Source organism: Bacillus sp. LR_5 (assembly GCF_042709275.1).
On sequence record NZ_JAVAXX010000136.1, the window covers coordinates 1 to 16,606 of the forward strand.

19 protein-coding genes and 2 pseudogenes are annotated in these 16,606 nt (G+C 40.9%); 17 read left to right on the forward strand and 4 right to left on the reverse strand.

Annotated features, from left to right (window positions below):
* Positions 1 to 112 precede the first annotated feature (112 nt).
* Positions 113 to 301, reverse strand: coding sequence for a twin-arginine translocase TatAC (gene tatAC, locus RAC86_RS22515; protein ID WP_003231634.1), 189 nt, complete (start codon positions 299 to 301; stop codon positions 113 to 115).
* Positions 302 to 379: 78 nt separating this feature from the next.
* On the opposite strand from tatAC, the pseudogene RAC86_RS22520 reads away from it, so the two are divergent.
* Together RAC86_RS22520 and RAC86_RS22525 are read left to right on the forward strand one after the other, a co-directional pair.
* Positions 380 to 539: pseudogene (locus RAC86_RS22520) on the forward strand (hypothetical protein).
* A 16-nt stretch (positions 540 to 555) separates the two neighbouring features.
* Positions 556 to 954: a hypothetical protein gene (locus RAC86_RS22525; protein WP_134983485.1), complete on the forward strand. Its 399-nt coding sequence runs from the start codon at positions 556 to 558 to the stop codon at positions 952 to 954.
* Positions 955 to 1,018: 64 nt separating this feature from the next.
* Here RAC86_RS22525 and RAC86_RS22530 read toward each other — a convergent pair whose 3' ends face one another.
* On the reverse strand, positions 1,019 to 1,453 hold the full coding sequence (locus tag RAC86_RS22530) for an SRPBCC family protein (protein ID WP_377886043.1): 435 nt from the start codon (positions 1,451 to 1,453) through the stop codon (positions 1,019 to 1,021).
* Between the two features lie 307 nt (positions 1,454 to 1,760).
* Here RAC86_RS22530 and RAC86_RS22535 point away from each other — a divergent pair, with 307 nt between their 5' ends.
* The 9 genes from RAC86_RS22535 to pghL all read left to right on the forward strand — a co-directional run bounded on the left by RAC86_RS22535 (position 1,761) and on the right by pghL (position 10,716).
* Positions 1,761 to 1,949, forward strand: coding sequence for a hypothetical protein (locus RAC86_RS22535; protein ID WP_377886044.1), 189 nt, complete (start codon positions 1,761 to 1,763; stop codon positions 1,947 to 1,949).
* A 295-nt stretch (positions 1,950 to 2,244) separates the two neighbouring features.
* Positions 2,245 to 3,804 (forward strand): spore germination protein, encoded by a 1,560-nt coding sequence (locus RAC86_RS22540; protein WP_377886045.1) that lies wholly within the window; start codon positions 2,245 to 2,247, stop codon positions 3,802 to 3,804.
* A 29-nt stretch (positions 3,805 to 3,833) separates the two neighbouring features.
* The gene (locus RAC86_RS22545; RefSeq protein WP_088326105.1) at positions 3,834 to 4,925 is read left to right on the forward strand and encodes a spore germination protein; all 1,092 of its coding nucleotides are present in this window, start codon (positions 3,834 to 3,836) and stop codon (positions 4,923 to 4,925) included.
* Positions 4,915 to 6,129: a Ger(x)C family spore germination protein gene (locus RAC86_RS22550; protein WP_377886046.1), complete on the forward strand. Its 1,215-nt coding sequence runs from the start codon at positions 4,915 to 4,917 to the stop codon at positions 6,127 to 6,129. Before RAC86_RS22545 ends, RAC86_RS22550 begins: the two co-directional genes overlap by 11 nt.
* 146 nt (positions 6,130 to 6,275) lie before the next feature.
* Complete coding sequence (locus tag RAC86_RS22555) at positions 6,276 to 7,082, forward strand: hypothetical protein (protein ID WP_088326109.1); 807 nt, start codon at positions 6,276 to 6,278, stop codon at positions 7,080 to 7,082.
* A 4-nt stretch (positions 7,083 to 7,086) separates the two neighbouring features.
* A complete protein-coding gene (locus tag RAC86_RS22560; protein ID WP_014479930.1) occupies positions 7,087 to 7,719 on the forward strand; it encodes a DUF4166 domain-containing protein in 633 nt (210 codons plus the stop codon).
* Entirely contained in the window at positions 7,701 to 9,341 is a 1,641-nt protein-coding gene (locus RAC86_RS22565) for a YndJ family protein (RefSeq protein WP_088326112.1), read from the forward strand. Before RAC86_RS22560 ends, RAC86_RS22565 begins: the two co-directional genes overlap by 19 nt.
* 77 nt (positions 9,342 to 9,418) lie before the next feature.
* The gene (locus tag RAC86_RS22570; protein ID WP_003245621.1) at positions 9,419 to 9,733 is read left to right on the forward strand and encodes a hypothetical protein; all 315 of its coding nucleotides are present in this window, start codon (positions 9,419 to 9,421) and stop codon (positions 9,731 to 9,733) included.
* A gap of 224 nt (positions 9,734 to 9,957) precedes the next feature.
* Positions 9,958 to 10,716, forward strand: coding sequence for a gamma-polyglutamate hydrolase PghL (pghL, locus tag RAC86_RS22575; RefSeq protein WP_088326114.1), 759 nt, complete (start codon positions 9,958 to 9,960; stop codon positions 10,714 to 10,716).
* A gap of 26 nt (positions 10,717 to 10,742) precedes the next feature.
* Here pghL and RAC86_RS22580 read toward each other — a convergent pair whose 3' ends face one another.
* Positions 10,743 to 11,192, reverse strand: a complete 450-nt coding sequence (locus RAC86_RS22580; protein ID WP_003245454.1) for a YndM family protein — start codon at positions 11,190 to 11,192, stop codon at positions 10,743 to 10,745.
* Between the two features lie 207 nt (positions 11,193 to 11,399).
* On the opposite strand from RAC86_RS22580, the gene fosB reads away from it, so the two are divergent.
* On the forward strand, positions 11,400 to 11,834 hold the full coding sequence (gene fosB, locus RAC86_RS22585; RefSeq protein WP_377886047.1) for a metallothiol transferase FosB: 435 nt from the start codon (positions 11,400 to 11,402) through the stop codon (positions 11,832 to 11,834).
* Positions 11,743 to 12,021: pseudogene (locus RAC86_RS22590) on the forward strand (hypothetical protein). Before fosB ends, RAC86_RS22590 begins: the two are co-directional and overlap by 92 nt.
* A gap of 352 nt (positions 12,022 to 12,373) precedes the next feature.
* Here the strand turns inward: RAC86_RS22590 and lexA are convergent.
* Positions 12,374 to 12,991, reverse strand: a complete 618-nt coding sequence (gene lexA / locus RAC86_RS22595) for a transcriptional repressor LexA (protein WP_003238209.1) — start codon at positions 12,989 to 12,991, stop codon at positions 12,374 to 12,376.
* Between the two features lie 149 nt (positions 12,992 to 13,140).
* Here lexA and yneA point away from each other — a divergent pair, with 149 nt between their 5' ends.
* The 4 genes from yneA to tkt all read left to right on the forward strand — a co-directional run bounded on the left by yneA (position 13,141) and on the right by tkt (position 16,599).
* Positions 13,141 to 13,458, forward strand: coding sequence for a cell division suppressor protein YneA (gene yneA / locus RAC86_RS22600; protein ID WP_003231598.1), 318 nt, complete (start codon positions 13,141 to 13,143; stop codon positions 13,456 to 13,458).
* A gap of 18 nt (positions 13,459 to 13,476) precedes the next feature.
* Positions 13,477 to 14,130: a YneB family resolvase-like protein gene (locus tag RAC86_RS22605; RefSeq protein ID WP_015714011.1), complete on the forward strand. Its 654-nt coding sequence runs from the start codon at positions 13,477 to 13,479 to the stop codon at positions 14,128 to 14,130.
* A 63-nt stretch (positions 14,131 to 14,193) separates the two neighbouring features.
* Positions 14,194 to 14,427: a DUF896 domain-containing protein gene (locus RAC86_RS22610; RefSeq protein ID WP_003231595.1), complete on the forward strand. Its 234-nt coding sequence runs from the start codon at positions 14,194 to 14,196 to the stop codon at positions 14,425 to 14,427.
* A gap of 168 nt (positions 14,428 to 14,595) precedes the next feature.
* A complete protein-coding gene (gene tkt / locus RAC86_RS22615) occupies positions 14,596 to 16,599 on the forward strand; it encodes a transketolase (protein WP_014476936.1) in 2,004 nt (667 codons plus the stop codon).
* Positions 16,600 to 16,606 lie beyond the last annotated feature (7 nt).

Sequence of the window (16,606 nt, forward strand, 5' to 3'; positions counted from 1 at the left end):
CAGTTAAAATCATAGAAGGAAAAAAGGGCTGTCCAAATGATAAAAAAAGACAGATGACACAGAAACAAATCAAAATAAAGAGCCGATTTTTCATCGGCCCAAACGATTTATCCTACATTTGTTTATCTTCTTTGTTTTCTGAGTCATTTTTTCTGATATCCTGAGTCAGTCCGCTTGTTGCTTGTTTAAATTCTGATAAGGCTTTTCCTGCTGCACGGCCAAGCGCCGGCAGTTTATCAGGCCCAAATACTAAAAAACCCACAAACAAAATAACGAGTATTTTTGTGAAGCTTAATTCCATATCCTTTTCCCCCTGATTGAAGTACAACCTTTTAAACAAATTATAAGAGATAGCAGTACAAATGGGAATGCATTTATTTTGAACATTTTAAAACCAGCACAAAGACGGATTCATAAAACGGCTGCTGCTGAATATAATGTCCAATGCCACCTGCCTAAGAAGCAGGGAGGCAGGCTGGATCAATTATGTAGCTCTGCCGGAAATGATACAAACGTATCTGCGGCTATTATTGAAATAGAGGAGTGGTGTAGCTGATGAGATTCACTAAGGTAGTTGGATTTTTGTCTGTTATAGGGTTGGCTACGGTTTTTCCATTAACGGCACAAGCAGAAAAAGCCGGAACTGCGGGGGCTGGAGAGTGGGATAAGTTGGGGACTTACACATATACTTACTCAAGTCCGACGGTATACTCGACCGGAGGAGATTTTAGAGTGTGCCTTTCAGGAAGCACTCCTTTTTCTGTTTCACTGCACTTATATGAGGATGATCCCGGTGACAATCCTGATGATTATGTAGGGGCAAACTATTTTTCACCCGGAGAATGCCACACCTTTGGCAGTATTGGAAAATTTGTAGATGGGAGCAATAACAAGGCCGAGTTCTTTGTTACCGATTACTCTGGTAAATCTAAAACTGTTACGTTTTATGATTGATGGACTCAAATTGTGAAGTATAACCCTTGGGAAAGAACAAAAAAGAGAGATACCTCTCTCTTTTTTATTCTTCGACAGCCTTACGAAGCCGTTCATTTACAATGCCAGTCCAGCCGCCATCCATCTTACCGCGAACGACGGAGCTTTTCTCGTTTGCTTTGCCGATCACTTCACTCGGCTCTTTCCAGCCGCTGTGAATAAGGGTAAACCCTGTCTTTTCCCCCAAGTCTTCTAATTGAAAGGTAACGACCCATCCTTCTGTATCCCATTCAAAAGAAAGTTCAGTTGGAGCTTGAACAGCCAAAACTTTACAAGGGGACGGCCCAAACGGCGATTGTAAGTGAAATTCTTGTCCTTCTTTGAGCTGAAAGTCATTGGGCATAAACCACTTGGCAATGCCTTCTGAAGTAGAGACTGTCTCCCAGACTTTCTGAATGGGAGCCTCCAGGGTAATAGTTTTTGTAATATCTGGTAATGCATTTTCGTTGTTTTGAGCCATTTCGTTTACCTCTTGACATATGATGTTTTTTTCAATTCAATCATATAATAACTAATAAGATCATGTCCATAGCGTTCATTATTTATGCTAAAGCTGCTGTTCAACAGCGTGTCAGTCGCCAGTCTGATCTGTGAATGGGAGAATTCTGCATACACGAGAAAGAGAGATGTGTATGTTGTCATTTCGTTCATGCTTGTTTGCTCAGCCGCAACTGTTATGTTTAAACTGGGATTCCTGTTCAGCCAATTTATTTTGCGATTTTTGTTTTAATAGTAAATGAGCCATTTTCTAAAACAGGAGGTTTTTTATGCTTGGAAAAATCAAAGCAGCCATTGATAACAGTCCAGGGAAGCCGGCCAGAATTTTAGTTAGTGAAAAAGCGTTTCAGCAATTAGAGGAAGAAATGCGCTTTATTTACGTTTCCAAACCGAAAACGATAATGGGGATTCCTGTGGAAGTTTCAGATCAGGCAGAAAGCTTCAAGCTGGAATTGTAGTTTATCCCAGACTGCTAAAAGGCTCATTTTGTGTTTAATAATGCAAAATGGTCAGGTTGATTTCTTTAAAAGCATGATGAAATGTTCATCATGCTTTTTTTATTGAGAAAAAAGACGAACATAAAAAATAGGTATACGGGAAAAATAATCCTATTAGAGAGAGGGGAAATGACAGATGGATAACATGATATCAACACTTACTGATTGGAATGTGTGGTTTCAAGCGTTAGTAGTATTTCTCGTTCCATATGTAATCTATAAAGTGTTTACTTGGATTCATGTATAAGAAGGTGCAATGATGAGGTGGCGGAGCAATCAGTACAAAACACAGAAGCAGCATAAATCAGATCATTCAACAGCTGAAAAGGATCAGGATGTGTTAACCGGTAACATCGGATACGATTTAGAACATGTAAAAAGAAAAATAGGACATAACGGGGACGTTCATTTCCGTGAGCTTGAAATCACTCATTTACATGTGAAAGCGGCATTGATCTTTGTTGAAGGACTGTCTGATCAGGATTTGATTAATAAAGGATTATCAGTGTTAGTCATGAATCAACCTAATCAGGTAAATGATAAAATTTCTCAATCCGGCAAAGGTATTTTAACTTCGAAACAGATAAAAAATCAAATCGTATCAATCGGTGATGTCATAGAATCAGAGAAAATCAGTGATATCGTGTTGAATGTTTTCATGGGTTCGACAGCGCTTCTCATTGATGGAATACCGCAGGCGTTTCTTCTGGGAACTGTAAAAAAACAAAATCGAAGTATCGAGGAGCCGCTTTCAGAAGCGCTTGTCAGAGGGCCGCGCACAGGCTTTACAGAAGAGTTGAGTACGAATACAGCTCTTTTGAGACAGCAAGGAAAAAATGATCAATTAACATTGCAGAGATTTGAAGTAGGAACACGATTAAAAAAGGATTTAATCATCGCTTATATGAATGACATTGCAGATCCAAAAGTAGTCGAGGAAGTAAGAAAAAGAGTGAGAGGGATTGAGATCGATCATTTGCCGGAGTCAGGTTACGTTGAACAGTTAATTGAGGATAATTATTTGAGCCCGTTCCCGCAAGTACAGAGTACAGAACGTCCTGATCGCGTCATAAGCGGATTAATGGAAGGAAGAGTAGCCATTCTGCTTGACGGCACTCCGTTTGCTTTGATTGTTCCAGTCACTTTCAGCATGATGCTTCAATCGCCTGAAGATTATTATGAACGGTGGTTCCCGAGCTCGCTCATCAGATTGCTGAGGTTCATCGCAGCAATGATAACGTTATTCGCACCCGCTTTATATATATCATTTATTTCTTTTCATCCTGGGTTAATTCCGACCAAGCTGGCGATTTCAATTTCCGGGACGCGCCAAGGTGTTCCGTTCCCATCTCTGATTGAAGCCTTATTTATGGAAGTCGCGATTGAAATTTTAAGAGAGGCGGGGCTTCGTTTGCCAAAACCAATTGGACCCGCAATAGGCATAGTTGGCGGATTAATCATCGGGGAAGCAGCTGTGCAGGCGGGGATTGTCAGTCCAATCATGGTCATTGTTGTTGCGCTCACAGCAATTTCTTCATTTGCCATCCCGCATTATAGCACAGGTATAGCACTTCGGATGCTTCGGTTTGGCGCGATGTTTTGTGCGGCGGTGTTTGGATTGTTTGGAGTCATTATGTATTATCTGCTGCTAAGCAGCCATGTCGTAAAGCTAAAGAGCTTTGGTGTGCCATACGCAAGTCCGGCAGTGCCCTATCACTTAAAAGATTGGAAAGACTTTGTTATCAGAATGCCTCTTTTAGTCATGAAGCGCCGGCCTAAAATGATGAATACAGATAATACAAAACGGGTGAAGTGATGAACTCGACAGGATGGTGATAAAGTCTCATGTTCAGCCCAACCAGTAAAATCACAACCGCTCAGGCAACGATTATCATCATTAATTATATGCTTGCTGCCGGAGTTCTTACGCTCCCTCGGACAGTAACAGAACAAACACAATCTCCTGATGGATGGATTTCAGTTTTATTAGGCGGGGTCCTAGCGGTAATAGCCGGGATGATGATAGTTAAATTAAGCCAGCAGTATCCTAAGGAGACCTTTTATGAATACTCCCGACATATTGTAGGAAAATGGCTCGGGCATCTGATCAGTATTGTTTTTATTACTTATTTTCTGGCACTCGGTGCATTTGAAGTCAGAGTCATGTCCGAAATCGTGGATTTTTTTCTCCTCGAAGGGACACCGTCTTGGGCCATCATTATGACAGTTCTTTGGATTGGGCTTTATTCAATTACACAAGGCCTAGATCCGATTGCACGGCTTTTTGAAATGATTTTTCCGATTACGGTCATCATCTTTTTAACGATAGCCCTCATGAGTTTAGGCATATTTGAGATCAACAATTTGCGCCCTGTATTAGGTGATGGAATCATGCCGGTTCTTAGAGGTGTAAAGACAACGAACCTTTCATTTACATGTTCAGAAATTATGTTCATTTTAGTAGCATTTATGAAAAAGCCGAAAAATGCGGTGAAAGCAGTTGTGATCGGGACAGGCGTTGTGACCAGTTTTTATATGATTACGATGATTATGGTCATCGGTGCACTATCAGTTGAGGGAGTTGTGACGAGAACATGGCCGGGGCTTGACCTGATGAGAAGTTTTGAAATACCTGGTTTAATATTTGAACGGTTTGAATCATTTCTGCTTGTGATTTGGATTATGCAGCTTTTTGCCACGTTTATTATCACTTTTTATGCAGCTTCCCTGGGAGTCTCACAAGTTTTTAAAAAGAAACCCCTTTCATGTATGTTTGGGCTGCTTCCTGTTATATATATCCTCTCTTGCATGCCGAAAAATGAAAATGACGTCTTTATATTGGGCGATACGGTCAGTCATATCGCTTTGTATATATTTGGCGCTTTGCCGATTTTGCTGTTAGTCATTTCGAAATGGAGGAAAAGAGGTGAAAAGTAAACTAAAACATCAATTGCCTGCTATGGTCATAGTATGTCTGCTGATGATTTGCGTAACAGGATGCTGGAGCAGTCGGGAAATAGAAGATCTGGGTCTCACATTCGCTATCGCAATTGATAAAGGAAAAGAAACGAACACTGAAAAAGAGTTAAAAGAAGAGGGCGGGAGCTATCCAAAAAAAGACAATATTACGCTGACCTATCAATTTGTTAATGAAAAAGCGGCAGGCGCGGGCACAAGCGGGGGAGGCGGTAGCGGACAAGGAGCGCAAAAAGCGTACATTAATATAAGTGAAACAGGGGATTCATTACAGCAGATCGGAAGTGAGGTTGCATTAAGACGGGACCGAGAAGTGTTTAGCCCGCATTTAAAAGTTGTTGTCATGAGTGAAGATGTGCTGCACACATTTCCTATCGACGAAATGCTGGATCAATTTTTTCGTGATAATGAAATCAGGCTGAGCTGTCTTGTTTTATCTGCTAAAGGGGAAGCAAGAGACGCTCTCCAGCTGAAAGAGAACGGAGAAATCCCGGCTTTTCGGCTGATTGGATTAGGTGAAAATGAACATAAAGTTTCCAGAATACTTCCCCCTATGACACTCGCGAAACTAATTGGAAAACTGCATTCTGGCAGCAGTTTTTTACTGCAAAATGTGGTTGCGGCCAATGGAGCGGTCAAGTATTCCGGAGCAGCTGTAATCAACGGAAAATCGAAAAAAATGATCGGCACTTTAAATGAATATGAAACTGAGGGGATTACATGGATTAGAGGAGAAGGGAAAGGCGGAGTTGTCAAAAGTCATGATAAAAAGAGCCAACAGACGTTAGCGTACGATATCAATAAAATCAAAAGCAAAATTCAGCCAATCGTAAAAGGGAAAGATATTTCATTCCATGTCGATATTGAATCAGAAGGCGATTTGGTTGAAAACTGGAACACAAAAGAGGCGTTGGACACCCAGTTTATAGATCGTCTCGAAACGACTATTGAAAACGAGGTAAAGAAAATAGTTGGTCAGGTATTAAAAAAAATTCAGCATGATTATAAAGCAGATGTTGCGGGTTTTGATGAATCTTTTAGACTTACATATCCTCACTTATGGAAAAGGGTGAAAAATAACTGGGATGACACCTTCAGTAAAGCCGACATCACATACAGTGTGAACGTCACAATTACTCATTTCGGCACGGTTAAAACTCAGTAATGAATCCCAAGGAAGAGAAGGAAACCTCTCTTCTCTTTTTTATGCATTTTTTAGGATAAAGATACTTTTTTTGGAGAGATATACACTTAACGAATCGACCAATATGCTAATATAGGAATTGCTTGAAATAGAAGGGAGAAGGGGCTGTGAGGCAGAAACCGATTTATGTAGAAATCGAAATGAAATCTGATCTGGATACACTCTGGGAATATACACAAAACCCATCACTGCATAAGGAATGGGATCTCCGGTTTTCAAATATTACGTATTTGAATAGTCAGCCATGCGAAAAACAGAAGTTTCTTTACGAAACAAGGATAGGCTTTGGATTAAAGGTGTCAGGTACAGGAGAAACCGTCGGTGTTTTCAACAAATGTTCATCTGAAAGGTCTTCTTCACTGGCTTTTGGCTCTAATCATCCGTTATCTCTGATTCGGCATGGAAGCGGCTACTGGAAGTATATACAGAGAGAAAATGGGAAAATGACGTTTTTAACACAGTATCAATACAAAACAGCCTACGGACTGCCGGGAAGATGGATCGATCGTTTATTATTTCGACCGCTGCTTGGCTGGGCGACTGCCTGGAGCTTTGATGCATTAAGGCTTTGGGTAGAGCAAAATAAACATCCGAAGCGCTTCATTCGATCTGCTATCATCTATGTGTTCATGTGTCTGTTTTTCAGCCTGTTTTGGTTCTATCAAGGCTTTGCAGGTGTTGAAACAAGCATTTTGGCAGGAACAGCGGAGATAGGCTTAGCTATTTTGTGGCTGCTTCCTTTAAAAAGAAAATGGATCATTCATGGTGTCCAGGCTTGTATTTTTGCTGGGTTTGCTTGTCTAGGTTCCGAAATATTCATGTGGATTCTGTTGAGTGTGTTTTCCGCTGCAAGCGGCGCTCTTAGCCTGCAGCTCCCCAGTGCCAGGCGCACAAAACGAAAGAGAAAGAAGTGACATTGTGAGTTCGATTTATGAAAAATCAATTATTAACTATCATTTGCTGCATCCCAAGCTGCGGAAACGGTACCAATTAGACGGGTCTCAAACATTCAGCGGGACGGGAACGATGTCAGAAATAAGCGGAGGCTCTTTTCTGGTTAGAATGCTGTTAAAGCTGGGTGTTTTTTTCAGATGCTTCTTTTCAGAAAGAGGCAAAGACATTCCATTTACAATACAAAATAGAACTTGTCTTTTGAAATCACAACATACAGGAATAGAATGGAATCGTACATTTATCTTTAAAGGCAAAAAACGTTTCTTTGACGCGATAATGATATATGACGAGAAAGAAAATAGAATACTTGATTTCTTCGGCAAACCTCATCTGCTGCTGTCTGTTTTGACGTTCGAGGCATCTCATGACGGCTCTCTTACGATCACATCGGGAAAGCAATGGCTATTGATATGCGGAAAAAGAATCCCGTTGCCGAAATGGCTGACCGGTACATCCGTAGTTTGCGAAACGTTTGATGAAAAAAAGAATTGTTTCACCATTGAAGTGCATGTGCAAAATACAATTCTTGGCACTCTTTTCTTTTATAAAGGAACGTTTCAGGAGGAAGAGAGAGAATCATGCAACGAAATGGCATAGTCAGTGCGCTTTGTTTTATAGGATTTCTTGCAGCGGAAGCACCGGATATTTCAGTGGCAGAGGCACTCGTTTTGTTATCCATTCTATTTTTCGTGCCGGGAATTTTCCCTTTTGTTTTTCGTCAATCGCCGGTTCGTGCTGCTCAGTTTATGGAATATGGGCTAATCCAGTGCTATCCGGCAGCCGCATTCTTTGCGGTGTTGGCTCTTGTGACAGAGGTTGGAGTTTTCGCACTTATCTGGTGGATGTACACAGTTTTTATTGCATTGTATGCGATCCTCCGCCTTTGGGAAACAAAGATACATAGAATCGAAGAGACATCAGTTTTGTTCGGCCTTATTTATTTGGCGGGAGGAGGATTTTGGTTTTTTGCTTATGCTGCCCATTTGCAGATCATGCAATTTGGCCCTCTCATCATTTTGCTTACTGCTGTCCACTTTCACTATTCTGCTTTTCTGATCCCGATCTTCAACGGATTACTCGGCAGAACCATTAGAAAACATCGGATGTTGTACAGTTGGATAACATGGGTGATTTTGCTTTCGCCCCTTCTTATCGCACTGGGCATCACATATTCAAAAACACTTGATGTCATTGCGGTTAGCATTTATATGGCGGCGATTTATCTTCATGCATTTTTGGTGTTCACGGCAGCTTTTCGCACCAAGACGGGGACATTTCTTATTCGGCTTTCTTCCGCTGTTTTAATGATAACGATTGCTTTCTCGATGATTTATTCATTTGGTGTATTTCGGCAAGAAGTTACATTGACCATCAATCAGATGATTTGGATTCACGGTTTTGTCAATGCGTTTGGTGTTATCTTGCCCGCTCTCATAGGGTGGAGAATAGAGGATGCGAAACCTTTTGATGCAGACAGTGTAAAGACATTCAGCCGTATCTACGGAAAAAGAAAGATTGGAGAAGAATTTTTAGCTAGTATTCAAGCTGAAAATAACGCTCGGTACAGCGGACTTGTGGATGATATGGGCAGCCTGCGTTCAAAAGATTTTTCACCAGAAAAACTGGCGCCGCTCATTCTTTCGTTTTATGAACAAACCATCGAATACAATATTAAAGCAAAAGTAACATGGAGCACGTGGTTTCGGCCGCTTGCAATTATTTACGAATGGTTCAGCAGAAGAATCGGTCAAATACATCTTTCGACGAACCCTGACTGGTATAGGATGTACAGCAAGATAAGAGGTGTTCATTCTAAAAAAGACGGAAGGGAAAGAGTACGTGCCTGGATTAGAACAAATGAAAAAAACGAAACCATTTTTACCGCTCTTTATTCAGTGTATCGTTCAAATGGAGAGGGGTATATGAATATTTCTTTACCGCTTCCATTCAGCAGCATGACAGGTGTTTTAAAACCATATCATCATCAGGAGAAGCTGGTTTTAACAAGCAGCCGGAGAAAAAGCAGAGCGGGGGATGAGGGGATTTATCTGCAAACAAGAGCGGGAACTTGTCCGCTTCCTTTATCTGAAACCTTTCTGATAGAAGCTGCACATGACAACAAATTAACCGCTGTTCATCATATGTGGCTGTTTGGATTAAAATTTCTAACTGTTCATTACAGCATTACACATATTAACCAGCCTATTGAAAGAACCTAACACAAAGAAGAAGCTTCGTCTGCCAGTTGCTGCATTTCAAAATTCTGCACCGCATCAAGACAGGAAAGGAAGGGTTTATGGTGTTTTATATCAGTTTATTTCTGATTCTTTGGCTGGCTGCGGGGTTTGCAGTGGGAATGAAACAAGTGTATGTCGATCAGCTGTTTGATAAAGCTGTGATCGAAAGACTGGAAAAAGAAGCGAATGATCATGGACACGCTGACCGGATGATCAAACAGCGCGTCCTTTATATTGCAGCAGTGACAGTAAGCGGGTTTATTTCTGTTTATTATGAAATGAAAACAATCCCGCAAAGGCGAAACATAAGAAAAATTGAAAAAAACATCATGAAATTAAATCAAGCAAAAAAACGAAGAATGAAGAGAAAATAAAAAATGCACAGGCCAAAGGGCAGGTGCATTTTTGTTTTGTATGGAAATGGGAGAGGTGGTGCCAGCTTACTTTTCATAAATTCAAAAATGAGAAGAACAGCGCCCGGGCTAATGGTATATAATATTGTGAATTTAACAAAAATTTAACAAGGAGGACGAGAGAATTCGTGCTAAAGCCTCAAAGAGACCTACATCCTGTTGATTTGGACTTAGAGGCGGAGTAGATGAAACCGGCCAAAGTATCCCTGCTCCGCCGTTTGCTCCATTCCTTGAAGCATGTTGATTGTAACATAGCCAAACGTTTTCCATCAACTATTAAAATTGTAAAATTATTGTTGGTTTTTATGGTGTTTACTCCGATTTCTTCAATTTATGCTGAAGATGTATATCAGAATTTTGAGGAATTAAAAAGCAATGAAGATCCTTCTGATTACGGCGTTGTTACGAAAGAAACCGGAAGCCCTGTTCTTGTTTTAGCCATTCACGGAGGAGGTATTGAAGGCGGGACAAGTGAAGTAGCGAGAGAGCTCAGCAAAGAGTACTCGATGTATTTATTTGAAGGCTTAAAATCGGCAGGAAACTCAGTCCTGCACATTACGAGCACGCACTTTGATGAACCTCGGGCCCTTAAAATGACGGGAAATCATGAATATGTCATTTCATTACACGGGTACGCAGAAGAAGATCAGCAGATCGAAGTCGGCGGTACAGATCGCGTAAGAGCGGCAGATTTAGTTGAGAAATTGCAGCATGCCGGTTTTCCTGCTGTATTGCTCAATACGGACCATCCACATGCGGGCGTTAGTCCGAATAACATTGCAAATAAATCAAAAACAGGTTTAAGTATTCAGATAGAAATGAGCACAGGGTTTCGAAAGTCTTTGTTCGGCATCTTTTCTTTAAAAAGCAGAGCTGTTACTCAAAATGAGAGGTTTTATGAGTTTACAGAAGTGATGTTCCGTTTTCTCAAAAATAGCTACTGAAAAATAGGAGGCGATAAGACAGCCTCCTATTCCTTATGCTTCTCTTTCGTTTCGGGAAACAGCTCGTCCGCGGCTTCCGTTTGATACTGCAACGTGTTATCTCTCGCTGACAGTTCATTTCGGAAATTTTCATCAAGCACATTTTTCAGTAAATACCGATGAAAAAAGTATTCAAAAACAGTAAGACAGGCAGCGGAAAGGAGAGCCGCTCCAAATGGTGAGAAATCGTTTCTTGTTTGGGTTAAAACAAATACCCAAAGAATAACGAATGAAAGGCCAAAGTCAGCCAATGAAGCTGTAATATTGTTTGTTCTGGGTAAGACGAGCATGTCACCAGAAAGATAGGAAACAAAACCTAAGAAAAGTGCAATAAACATCACACTTAAGAAGGATGCGTGATAGACTCTGTCCAAAATCACATATAAAAGGGCGAGAGTGAAAGCAATCTTTGAAGCAAGCGCAATGATATGTTTCATTTGACCACCTAAATTGTTATTTTTTGAAGAAAATTCTTGGGCGTAAACAAATGATAAATAATGCAATTCAAAACCATTCATAATGGTCATGTTACTATTTTAAACAGTCCGTTTTTGTTTACACTGGTATTTTTTTCAGCTGTATGAAACTTTCTTATGAAAAAAGTCGTATATGTGGATGATCAGCTTTCAAGGGGGGAATGATTTGTGGAGATAAAAGGAATCAATCACTTGCTATTTTCAGTTTCGCATTTGGATACATCGATTGATTTTTATCAAAAAGTGTTTGGTGCAAAGCTTTTGGTAAAGGGAAGAACAACTGCATATTTTGATATGAACGGCATCTGGCTAGCGCTTAATGAAGAACCAGACATCCCGAGAAATGACATTAAGCTTTCTTATACCCATATTGCTTTTACAATTGAAGATCATGAATTTGAGGAGATGTCAGCTAAATTAAAAAGACTTCATGTCAATATTCTGCCTGGCAGAGAACGAGATGAATGCGATCGAAAATCAATTTATTTTACCGACCCTGACGGCCACAAATTTGAATTTCATACCGGAACCCTTCAAGACAGGATTCGATATTACAAACAAGAAAAAACGCATATGCACTTTTATGATGAAACGGCCTTTTGACATCACACACCATATTTCATATAAGGTTAAATTTAAAGAAGGGTGTTGGTGGAGACTTTATGTTTGGAGAAGGTTTCTACCCGACTTGTTCAACGATGCCATATATTTTGAACTGCACAAGTGATTCGGTGAAGGAGAAAATTGAAATACATATTACATTTTATATGAAGAAAGCGAGCTGTTTTAACAGAAAGATGAACTAATTAGACTGTGTACTAAATTTTCAGTATGTTTTAATTACCTCGCCCCTTAATAAATATGAAACCGCATCCTTCCACCACCTAAAAAATGAAACGTTTTTAAGAAGATAGCGTCTAATATTCTAAACGTTCATATTTTGATAAAAGTTTCCTGAAGGAAAGAAAATTTCTTGACTTCAACAATCTTTTGGTGGATAATTATGGTGTAAACATGATGTTCTTTTTCCTCCTATTCAGGCTCGCACCCAAAAGTCAGGGCGAGCCTGCTTTTTTTGAACAACAAACCCCCTCTCCGTAAAGGAAGAGGGGGTTATTTCATGCATCTGATAGATCAATAGATTAATGGACGGTTCTGAACACGCCAATCACTTTCCCTAGAATGCTGACATTCTGCAAAATGATAGGTTCCATCGTTGGGTTCTCAGGCTGCAAGCGAATGTGTGTATCCTCTTTATAGAATCGTTTTACAGTTGCTTCATCATCTTCTGTCATCGCAACTACAATTTCCCCATTGTTCGCTGTGTTTTGCTGTTTAACGATGACATAGTCCTTATCGAGAATACCAGCATCTATCATACTGTCTCCCATAATCTCCAGCATAAATACATGCTCGTCTGGAGGAACCATGCGGTCAGGGAGCGGAAAATATTCTTCAATATTTTCTACTGCAGTAATAGGAGATCCCGCCGTGACTTTCCCGATGACTGGTACATTAACGACCTGGCTTTGCGGAATGTCTACTTCTTCATCAAGAATTTCTATTGCTCTTGGTTTTGTCGGATCCCGTCTGATCAGCCCTTTTGTTTCCAAGCGGGCCAAATGGCCGTGGACAGTAGAGCTGGACGCAAGCCCGACAGCCTCTCCGATCTCTCTCACGGAAGGCGGATATCCTTTTGATTTAACCTCTGCTTTAATAAAACGGAGGATATCAAGTTGCCTTTTTGATAGCTTCGTCATTTTTCGCACCTCAAAACGTCGATTTTAAGAAGATTATAGCATGATTTTCCTTACAGTACAAACATAGGTTCGAAAAAACAATTGACAGAAACGTTTGTTCGTATATACTGAAATTATAAAAATGCGAACAAACATTCTTGTTGGAGGTTATGATCATGAGTAAAGAATCTATTATTTTTGTCGGTCTGTTCACAGTGATTTTGAGCGCGGTTATCCTTATGCTGTCATATACAAGCAGCGGCCAAGAGCTTAATCAGTATGTTAAAATAGAAGTCCAGCAAGGCGACACACTTTGGTCAATTGCTGATCAGGTAGCAGATACAAAAAAGATAAACAAAAATGATTTTATTGAATGGGTAGCTGATAAAAATCAACTTCAAACCTCTGATATCCAGCCGGGTGATGAGTTAGTGATCCCATTGAAAAAGAAGCATCAGGATGCATATGAATTAGCAACTGTAAGATAGAGAGGAAAGAGAGATAAAATGAAAGCACTCATTTATGCCCGTGTAAGCACAAATAAAGAACAGCAGGAAACGTCATTAAAGCGGCAGGAGGAGGAGCTTACGGCCATTGCAGCGGAGAACGGCATGGAAGTGGTCAAAGTGATTTCAGAAAAAGCCAGCGGATATGAAATGGATCGGGATGGTGTATTTGAGCTGCTTGATGAGATTAAGAACGCTGGAATTGATGTCATTTTGGTTCAGGATGAGACAAGGCTCGGACGGGGAAACGCAAAAATCGCACTGCTTCATTGTATTTATAGAGAAGGTGTGAAAGTCTATACAACGGCTCATAGAGGTGAACTGGAGTTATCGGAGGCTGACTCAATGGTCTTGGAAATCGTCAGCATTGTGGAAGAGTATCAGCGAAAGATTCACAACATGAAAATCAGACGGGGAATGAAACGTGCAGTAAAAAACGGTTTTAAACCGCAAAAAAACTTAAAAAACCAACATGGGAACAGTGGAAAAGAAAAAATAGAGGTGCCAATCTCAGAGATCGTCCGCCTGAGAGCGAATAAACTGACGTTTGCTGAAATCGCGGCTACCCTAAGAGGGTTTGGCTATGATGTCTCTAAAGCAACCGTTCACCGGCGTTTTCAGGAATACATAGAGAATGAAGAGACAGCAGAGTGAATCAGTTGTAAAACTTTTTTTGATCTAGTACTATATAGACAAAATGCAATAAAGGAGTTTAACATGATTTCAAACGCGAAAATTGCCAGAATTAATGAGCTTGCTGCCAAAGCTAAAGCTGGCGTTATTACAGAAGAAGAAAAAGCCGAACAGCAAAAGCTCCGTCAAGAGTACTTGAAAGGTTTTCGTTCTTCTATGAAGAACACGTTAAAAAGTGTGAAAATCATTGACCCAGAAGGCAATGATGTAACACCAGAAAAGCTAAAAAGAGAACAAAGAAATAACAAACTTCACTAATATAAGAGGAATACGGCAATATCGTATTCCTCTTTTGCATATACTATAATCAAAACTCTTATGTGACAAAATTCAACAAGTTTCTCTCAAATTTAAGCTGAAACAGTTGAGAAAAAGTCGTCAGACATTTATGATGTAAGGGTACAACACATAAGGAAGGGGATTTTTATGGATACAATTGAAAAGAAATCAGTTGCTACCATTCGCACACTGTCAATAGACGCTATTGAAAAAGCAAATTCTGGTCACCCAGGGATGCCGATGGGAGCCGCTCCAATGGCATACACGCTGTGGACAAAATTTATGAACGTAAGTCCGGCAAACCCTGGCTGGTTTAACCGTGACCGTTTTGTTTTATCTGCTGGACACGGGTCAGCACTATTATACAGCATGCTTCATTTAAGCGGGTTTGATCTTAGTATTGAAGATCTTAAGGGATTCCGCCAGTGGGGCAGCAAAACACCAGGACATCCGGAATTCGGACATACTGCCGGTGTTGATGCTACAACAGGTCCGCTTGGCCAAGGAATTGCCATGGCAGTCGGTATGGCAATTGCTGAACGCCATTTAGCGGAAACATACAACCGCGATTCATTTAACGTAGTCGATCATTATACATACAGTATTTGCGGTGATGGTGATTTAATGGAAGGTATTTCTTCTGAAGCCGCTTCACTCGCAGGCCATCTTCAGCTTGGCCGTCTGATCGTACTATACGATTCTAATGACATCTCTCTTGATGGAGACCTCGACCGTTCATTCTCTGAAAACGTGAAACAGCGTTTTGAAGCAATGAATTGGGAAGTTCTTTATGTTGAGGATGGAAACAATATTGAAGAATTAACAGCGGCTATCGAAAAAGCACGCCAAAATGAAAAGAAACCTACATTAATTGAAGTGAAAACGACAATCGGATTCGGTTCACCTAACCGTGCCGGTACATCCGGTGTTCACGGTGCGCCGCTTGGTAAAGAGGAAAGCAAATTAACAAAAGAAGCTTACGCGTGGACATATGAAGAAGACTTCTACGTTCCGTCAGAAGTTTATGAGCATTTCGCTGCAGCTGTTAAAGAATCAGGTGAGAAAAAAGAACAAGAATGGAATGCTCAATTCGCTAAATATAAAGAAGTTTATCCTGAACTTGCTGAACAGCTTGAACTGGCAATCAAAGGAGAGCTTCCGAAGGACTGGGATCAAGAGGTTCCTGTGTATGAAAAAGGAAGCAGCCTGGCATCCCGTGCATCTTCCGGTGAAGTTCTCAACGGACTTGCGAAAAAAATTCCTTTCTTTGTCGGAGGTTCTGCTGACCTAGCGGGATCGAACAAAACGACTATTAAAAATGCCGGTGATTTTACAGCGGTTGATTACTCAGGCAAAAACTTCTGGTTTGGTGTACGTGAATTTGCGATGGGTGCAGCCTTAAACGGTATGGCGCTTCATGGCGGTCTTCGTGTATTCGGCGGAACTTTCTTTGTCTTCTCTGATTACCTGCGTCCTGCGATTCGCCTTGCAGCGTTAATGGGCCTTCCTGTGACATATGTCTTCACACATGACAGTATTGCGGTTGGTGAAGACGGTCCGACGCACGAGCCTGTTGAACAGCTTGCTTCACTCCGTGCGATGCCAAACCTTTCTTTGATCCGTCCAGCAGACGGCAATGAGACAGCAGCAGCATGGAAGCTTGCAGTGCAAAGCACTGACCACCCAACAGCGCTAGTGCTTACACGTCAAAACCTTCCTACCATCGATCAAACAGCTGAAGAAGCATTGGCAGGAGTAGAAAAAGGTGCATATGTCGTTTCTAAATCTAAAAACGAAACACCTGACGCTCTTCTCATCGCCTCCGGATCAGAGGTAGGTCTTGCAATTGAAGCGCAGGCTGAATTGGCAAAAGAAAATATCGATGTTTCTGTTGTCAGCATGCCTTCAATGGACCGTTTTGAGAAACAATCTGATGAATACAAAAACGAAGTCCTTCCTGCAGATGTGAAAAAACGTCTTGCAATTGAAATGGGCTCATCATTTGGATGGGGCAAATACACGGGGCTTGAAGGTGACGTTCTCGGCATAGACCGATTCGGTGCATCTGCTCCAGGTGAAACCATCATTAACGAATACGGCTTCTCAGTTCCGAACGTAGTGAATCGAGTTAAGGCATTAATCAATAAGTAAACTTTTG